Origin of the sequence: Streptomyces sp. NPDC048277 (genome assembly GCF_040652235.1) — a bacterium.
Lineage (GTDB): Bacteria > Actinomycetota > Actinomycetes > Streptomycetales > Streptomycetaceae > Streptomyces.
The window spans coordinates 1-6280 of the sequence record NZ_JBEZLQ010000069.1 but is presented as its reverse complement, the minus strand read 5'-3'; the positions used below and the strand labels follow the sequence as shown (position 1 = coordinate 6280).

Below are 6280 nucleotides of genomic sequence, written 5' to 3'. Positions count from 1 at the left end.
GCCCGAGGGCGTCGGACTCTTCGACGCGGCGCATGTGGCGGCGGAGCCGCTGGCCGAGCGGCTGGTCGCCGACCTGGGCCCCGGTGAGCGCGAGCAGCTGACAGGCCTGCTGACCCGATTCGCCCACCCCGCAGAGGGCGAAGCGTAAACACGCGGGCGCGGCGGTCACCCGGGGCGCGGACGGGTGTCGCGCCGTACGACTGTCGCGCCGTACGACTTTCACGGCGACTCCTGCAACAAAGACACCGTGTGACGACGTTCTGCGTCGAGGCGTCACACGGTGTCCATCGCGGGGAAGACTGTTGCGGGGAAGACTGTTGCGGGGAAGGCTACGCGGCGAGGCGTTCCGCGAGTTCCTTGGCCTTGGCGGCCGCGTCCTGCAGGGCGCGCATACGGGAGGTCTCGTAGAGGGGGACCAGTTCGGACATGGCCGGGTTGCGGGGGGCCATGGTGAGTTCCGGGACGATGAAGTGAAGGTCCAGGCCGAGGGTGTCCTTGAGCACGGCCTCCAGGTAGTTCTGAACGAAGTCGTAGCCCTCGCGCGGGGTGCCCGGCGCATAGGAGCCGCCGCGGCTGGCGACCACCACGGCCGGGGTGCCCTGGGCCGAAGGGGTCTCGCCCGCGGTGCGCCCCATGAGGAGCACGTTGTCCAGCCATGCCTTGAGGGTCGAGGGGATCGAGAAGTTGTACATGGGGGCGCCGATCAGGACGGCGTCCGCCTGCTCCAGTTCCTCGATGAGCTGCACGCGCGCGGCGAACGCGGCGGACTGCTCCGGGGTGCGCTCGGCGGGGGCGGTGTAGCCGGCGGACCAGGCGGCGGCGGTGATGTCCGGGACGGGGTCGGCGGCAAGATCGCGGTAGATCACCGTGCCGTCGGGGTGCTGCTCCTCCCAGACCGAGCGGAAGGTCGCCGTGACCGGACGGGACGCGGAAGCCCCGCCGGGAAACACGGACGAGTCGATGTGCAGCAACGTGGCCATGGGCTTTCTCCCAAGAGAGGAATGGCGCTCGACCATAGTCAAACGCGAGATGGTATTGAATGAGACTATCACGAGCGAAACGAATGCCCTGTGTCGCTGTCCTGCCCGGCCGCGGCCACCAGCAGCGTGTCCGCTGCCGCTATGGCCTCGTGCACGTTCCGGGTTCCCATCGTGATGCACAGCGTGTAACTCACGTCCTCAAGCTCGCGTGATTCCTGCCGCCCCTCGCTTTCGGCCAGCGCGATCCGCAGCGACGCGTACCGGGTCAGCAGCCTTCTGACGACCTTCGGATCCGGAACAACGAGCACAGCCAGGCCCTCCCTCTCGGCGTTCGAGTCACGCCCTTGAGTGAGACCGGTTGCCCCCGCCTTCTGTGACGCGATCGGTTCCGTCACCTCTCGCCGAAGCGGTGTCACACCGTCCTGGCCGACCTGGTCTATCTGGTGTCAGACAACAAACAGAGGGACCGATGCGCGAGATTCTGATTGTCGGCGGGGGTTACGCGGGCTTCTACACCGCATGGCGCCTCGAGAAAAAGCTGCGCAAGGGCGAGGCGCGGGTCACGGTTGTCGACCCGCGTCCGTACATGACCTACCAACCCTTCCTGCCCGAGGTGACGGCCGGATCGGTCGAGGCACGTCACGCTGCCGTCTCGTTGCGGCGACACCTGCGCAGCACCAGGCTGATCGCGGGAAGCGTGACCGAGATCCGCCACGCGGACCGCACGGTGTCCGTGCGCTCCGCGGGCGGAGCGGACTACGAACTCCAGTACGACACCCTGGTGGTCACCGCCGGTGCCGTGACCCGCACCTTCCCGGTGCCCGGAGTGGCGGAGCAGGCGATAGGCCTCAAGCACGTGGAAGAGGCGGTGGCCATTCGCGACCGGCTGATGACCGCGTTCGATCAGGCGGCGTCACTGCCGCCCGGACCCGAGCGGCAACGGCTGCTCACCGTCACCTTCGTGGGCGGCGGGTTCTCCGGCGTCGAGGGGTTCGGTGAACTGCTCTCGCTGGCGACCGCGATGGTCAGGTACTACCCGGAACTGAGCTTCGACGACGTGTCGTTCCACCTGGTCGAGGCCCGGGGCCGCATCCTGCCCGAGGTGGGGGACAAGCCTGGCGCCTGGGTCGTGCGCTCCCTGGAGGACCGCGGCGGGCACGTCCACCTGAACACACAGCTGCTCTCTGCCGAGGACGGCCATGTCGTGCTGTCCGACGGAAAGGAATTCGATTCCGAGCTGATCGTCTGGGCCGCGGGCAACGCTTCGAATCCGGTCGTGCACAACCACACGGACCTGCCCGTCGACGAGCGGGGCCTGATCGTGGTGCGGCCTGATCTGCGCGTGGGCACCGACAGCGAACCCGTGCCGGACGCGTGGGCGGCCGGAGACGACGCGGCCGTTCCGGACCTCGCCTCTCCCGTACCGGGCGCGCACACGGTGCCGAACGCCCAGCATGCCGTGCGGCAGGGCAAGCGCCTCGCCAAGAACATCGCGGCGAGTCTTCGGGGACGCGGGACCAGGAACTACCGCCACAGCAGTCTGGGAGTGGTGGCGACACTGGGTCTCGGCCGAGGCATCTTCCAGTACAAGGGCATCGTCATCAAGGGACTTCCCGCCTGGCTGATGCACCGGGGCTATCACGTCCTGGCTGTGCCCAGTTGGGAGCGCAAGGTCCGCGTTCTCGCCGTCTGGCTCACCGCCGCGCTGTGGGGCAGGGACCTCGTTTCCCTCGCCTCCGTTCAGCATCCACGGGACGCCTTCGTCGCGAACGCCGCTCCGCACCGACCCGGTCGGAGCCAGGTGGGCGACCACCCGGCCGCATGAGCACGCCGGAGAGGTGAAGGCCGTCGCGGCCGCCGCCTCTCCGCCGGAGGACAGCGTGGACGCGAGCAGGGAGGCCGAACGCGGCCTCAGTGACATCGAGACGTACCTCTACCGGGAGGCTCACCTGCACGCCGCACGTCAGCGTGTGGCAGCCTTCACCGCGCGGGCTCGGGGGCTGAGCCAGGCGCAGAAGACGGATATCGAGCGGTGGTATCTCGACGAGCAGAAGTACGTCGCCCGCATGGTCACGGAGCACATCTCGGACCGCATCAACGTGGTGGAACAACGGCACCATGTGCGCTTCCGCCACTGGCTGCGCGGAACGGCGACCGCGATGAGCCTCATCACCTTTGCGATGTTGTGTGTCGCCGTGATGCTGGGGACGATGAACTGAGCCACCGGCATTCGCTCCGCGTATGTCTGGTTCGATCCAAGTCGCTCGTGAGAGGTGTTCGCCCGGGTGCCACTCGATCCCCCGCGGGTGGCGCCCGGGGACTCACCCGGCGCGGGCGGTCAGCCTCCCGGGTTCCAGCCCAGATGAAGAACCGCCACGTCGTCGGCCAAGCCCCCGAAGGGCGCTGCCCTGGAGACGGCGCCGTGGACCAGGGCGTCGATGAACTCCTGTCCCGTCAGGTGCCCGTGCTGCATCGCCAGCCGCAGCAGGCCTTCCTCGCCAAGCCGTGTGGAGGGGCCGGTCCTTCCTTCGAACAGCCCGTCGGTGAAGAGGACCACGCTGTCGCGCGGGGAAAGCGACACCTCGGTCTGTGTCCAGTCCGCGCACCCCGGCAGCAGGCCCAGGGCGATCCCGGCCCGGGGCTCGACCCAGCGGATTTCCCCGTCGCTGCGCAGCAGAAGCCCCGGATGTCCGGCGCTCACCATTTCCATGGACGATCCACCTGGCGGGAACACCAGGGACACGACAGTGGTGTAGGTGTCGTCGTCCGCTCTCTCGTCGACCAGGATCCTCTCCAGGACGCGCAGTTGCTCGAACTGGGTCTTGCCGCAGTGAACGGCGGTCCGCCAGGCCACACGCAGCTGAACCGCCAGAGCCGCCTCGGCCGCTCCATGACCGGAGACATCTCCCAGGACCACGTGCACGGTCGAGTCCTCGGTCTGCACGATGTCGTAGAAGTCACCGGACAACAGTGCGTGAGCCCGCCCCGGCACATAACGCGCGGCGGCTGAGAAATTGTCCTCACGCAGTGCCGGCGCAGGAAGCAGACCCCGTTCCAGGGATGCGTTTTCCTGGGCTACGAGTGCGTTGAAATCTATCGACAATCCAGCAGTTTCAGCCGCACAGGGCATTGGTGTCCTACCCCCACTTCGATTCATGTGTGTTGCCACCTCCCGAGATCAGACAGAGGAGGAACTGGATCTGTGACAGGAGACAGGTGTCACAAGACACACGCATGCCCGGTCAGAGCAATCGAAGGAGGTGTGTCGTGTACGAGGACCCGCTGGTCGGCTGCTGGAACCCCTTCGCCGGAGGCAGGGGTCGCATGGCGGCACCCTGCCGTCGGCACGCCGGATTCTCCGTGCTGTGCCTTGTGAGGGGGAGGATGCCGTATGGACCATCCTGACGCGGTGCCGGTCGCGGAGCTGCTCGACGAGCGCCGGCACCTGCTGGACGTCACCTACTGGATGCTGGGCGACTCCTGCGACGCGGAGAGCGTCGTCGGTGAGACCTACCGTCGGTGGTACGGGCTGTCCGACGCGGAGCGCGGGCGGATCGCGGCTCCCCGGTACTGGCTCGCGAAGACCGCGGGAGAGATCTGTCTGGACCTGCTCGCTCACCCCCACCGGGGTACGGCCGGCCAGCGGGACCGGACAGCGGAGCACCCTGCGCACGCGGGAGACGCCGAGGAGGCGCGGACGAGCCTGGCAGAGGAGGTCAGCCGGGTCCTGCTGGACGCTCTGGACTCTCTGTCGCCGGCCGAGCGGGCGGCGTTCGTGCTCAACGACGTCTTCGGGATGGCCTCCGGTTCGGTGGCCGACATCGTGGGACGCCCGGAGTCCGAGTGCGCCGAGCTCGCCGACCGGGCCCGCCACAGTCTTCGGAGGCAGCGCTCACGCCCCACCCCGCCGGCCGAGCACGATCTCCTCGCCCGCGCGGTTCGCCAGGCCTGCGTGAACGAGGACGCCGAGCTCCTCGAGTCGCTGCTGTGCCCGGACGCGACGGCGTTCTTCGACGGCGGCGGCAAGGTCCGCGCGCTGAGCAGGCCCGTGCACGGCGGCCGTCAGGTCGCCCAGAGCCTGCTCACACTTCTGGCCGGGCACCCCCGCACCACCCTGGCCGCCCACTCCGTCAACGGGCGCACCGGCCTGGTCGCCCGCTACGGCCGTCAGGTGGCCGCCGTCCTCAGCTTCGACATCGCCGACCACCGTGTCGCACAGGTCTGGGTCGTCCTCAACCCCGACAAGCTGCACTCCTGGAACCAGCCCCCCACCCCGGGCGACCCCGGCCCGCACGGGGGCTCGTAGCAGCAGGGGAACGGCTGACCCCCGGTCGGCCCCGGGGACGGCAGGCGCGGCGCGCGCGAGTGCGCCGCCCACCGACGGCCGCCCACCGACGCCGAGGGTGTCAGCAGCCGTCGACGAAGGTGACGGTCTCGTCGAGCGGCGCCCGTCCGATACGGGGCTGGCCTGCCGTGACGTCCTCGTACCCGATCGACATGCCGCAGAAGAGGAGGAGGTCGTCCGGGGGCGACAGTACCTCCGCGACGGTCTTGTGGTACTTCGCCCAGGCCATCTGCGTGCAGCTGTGCAGCCCTTCGGCGCGGAGCAGCAGCATGACGGACTGCAGGTATATGCCCACGTCGGACCACTGGGGCCGGCCCATGCAGCGGTCGATGTAGCAGAACAGGGCGGCGGGTGCCCCGAAGCAGTCCCAGTTCGCGGCAGCGGCCCTCTGCCGCGCCTCCAAGTCCTCGCGCGGGATGCCGAGTGCGCCGTAACGCTGCTCACCGAAGGCGGACCGGCGCTCCTGGTAGGGGCTCTTCAGCGTCGGCGGGTACTGCTCGTACTCCGGCTCGTCCCAGGGGTCGCCCGTGGCTATGCGCTCACCGGCGCGCTTCTTGAGCTCGGCCAGCGGTCGGCCGGTCAGGACGTAGGCGTGCCACGGCTGGAGATTCGACGCGGACGGTGCCCACGCCGCGGCGGACAGCACGCGCTCCAGCACCTCCCGCGGGACCTGCTGGTCGGTGAAATCCCGTACAGCTCGCCGGCTCGTGACCGCCTCGTAGACGTTCATGATCGTCTGCATCCCTCTCTGTCCCCTGCACCTCTAACTGTCTCATTCGAGATAGTATCACTTAATACTATCTAGAGGGGGTGGGATGGCCCTGCGGGGTGGGCGAATCGGGTCAGCAGGCCTGTCAGCTGCTCGCGCTCACCGGGACCCAGGTCGGCGACCAGCCGCTCGGCCAGCGGCTCCGCCGCCACATGCGCCGCGTCGAAGAGCCCGACGCCCTCAGGT

At 68.8% G+C, this 6280-nt stretch carries 6 protein-coding genes and 1 pseudogene; 3 read left to right on the top strand and 4 right to left on the bottom strand.

Annotated elements, in window-relative coordinates; all coding sequences use genetic code 11:
- Positions 1 to 329: 329 nt before the first annotated feature.
- Positions 330 to 980 carry an NAD(P)H-dependent oxidoreductase gene (locus tag AB0D85_RS52060; protein WP_362338696.1) on the bottom strand — a complete coding sequence of 217 codons (651 nt, stop codon included), beginning with the start codon at positions 978 to 980 and terminating at the stop codon, positions 330 to 332.
- Positions 981 to 1048: 68 nt separating this feature from the next.
- Positions 1049 to 1288, bottom strand: coding sequence for a DUF5133 domain-containing protein (locus AB0D85_RS52055; protein ID WP_362338693.1), 240 nt, complete (start codon positions 1286 to 1288; stop codon positions 1049 to 1051).
- A 161-nt stretch (positions 1289 to 1449) separates the two neighbouring features.
- Between AB0D85_RS52055 and AB0D85_RS52050 the strand changes: the two genes are divergently transcribed.
- On the top strand, positions 1450 to 2805 hold the full coding sequence (locus AB0D85_RS52050; RefSeq protein ID WP_362338690.1) for an FAD-dependent oxidoreductase: 1356 nt from the start codon (positions 1450 to 1452) through the stop codon (positions 2803 to 2805).
- Positions 2806 to 2818: 13 nt separating this feature from the next.
- Positions 2819 to 3199 (top strand): hypothetical protein, encoded by a 381-nt coding sequence (locus tag AB0D85_RS52045; RefSeq protein ID WP_362338687.1) that lies wholly within the window; start codon positions 2819 to 2821, stop codon positions 3197 to 3199.
- 119 nt (positions 3200 to 3318) lie between these two features.
- Here the strand turns inward: AB0D85_RS52045 and AB0D85_RS52040 are convergent.
- Positions 3319 to 4080, bottom strand: a pseudogene (locus AB0D85_RS52040) (PP2C family protein-serine/threonine phosphatase); the annotation flags it as partial.
- Positions 4081 to 4371: 291 nt separating this feature from the next.
- Between AB0D85_RS52040 and AB0D85_RS52035 the strand changes: the two are divergent.
- Positions 4372 to 5286, top strand: coding sequence for an RNA polymerase subunit sigma (locus AB0D85_RS52035; protein ID WP_362338684.1), 915 nt, complete (start codon positions 4372 to 4374; stop codon positions 5284 to 5286).
- A 100-nt stretch (positions 5287 to 5386) separates the two neighbouring features.
- Here AB0D85_RS52035 and AB0D85_RS52030 read toward each other — a convergent pair whose 3' ends face one another.
- Positions 5387 to 6055: a nitroreductase gene (locus AB0D85_RS52030; RefSeq protein WP_362338699.1), complete on the bottom strand. Its 669-nt coding sequence runs from the start codon at positions 6053 to 6055 to the stop codon at positions 5387 to 5389.
- Positions 6056 to 6280 lie beyond the last annotated feature (225 nt).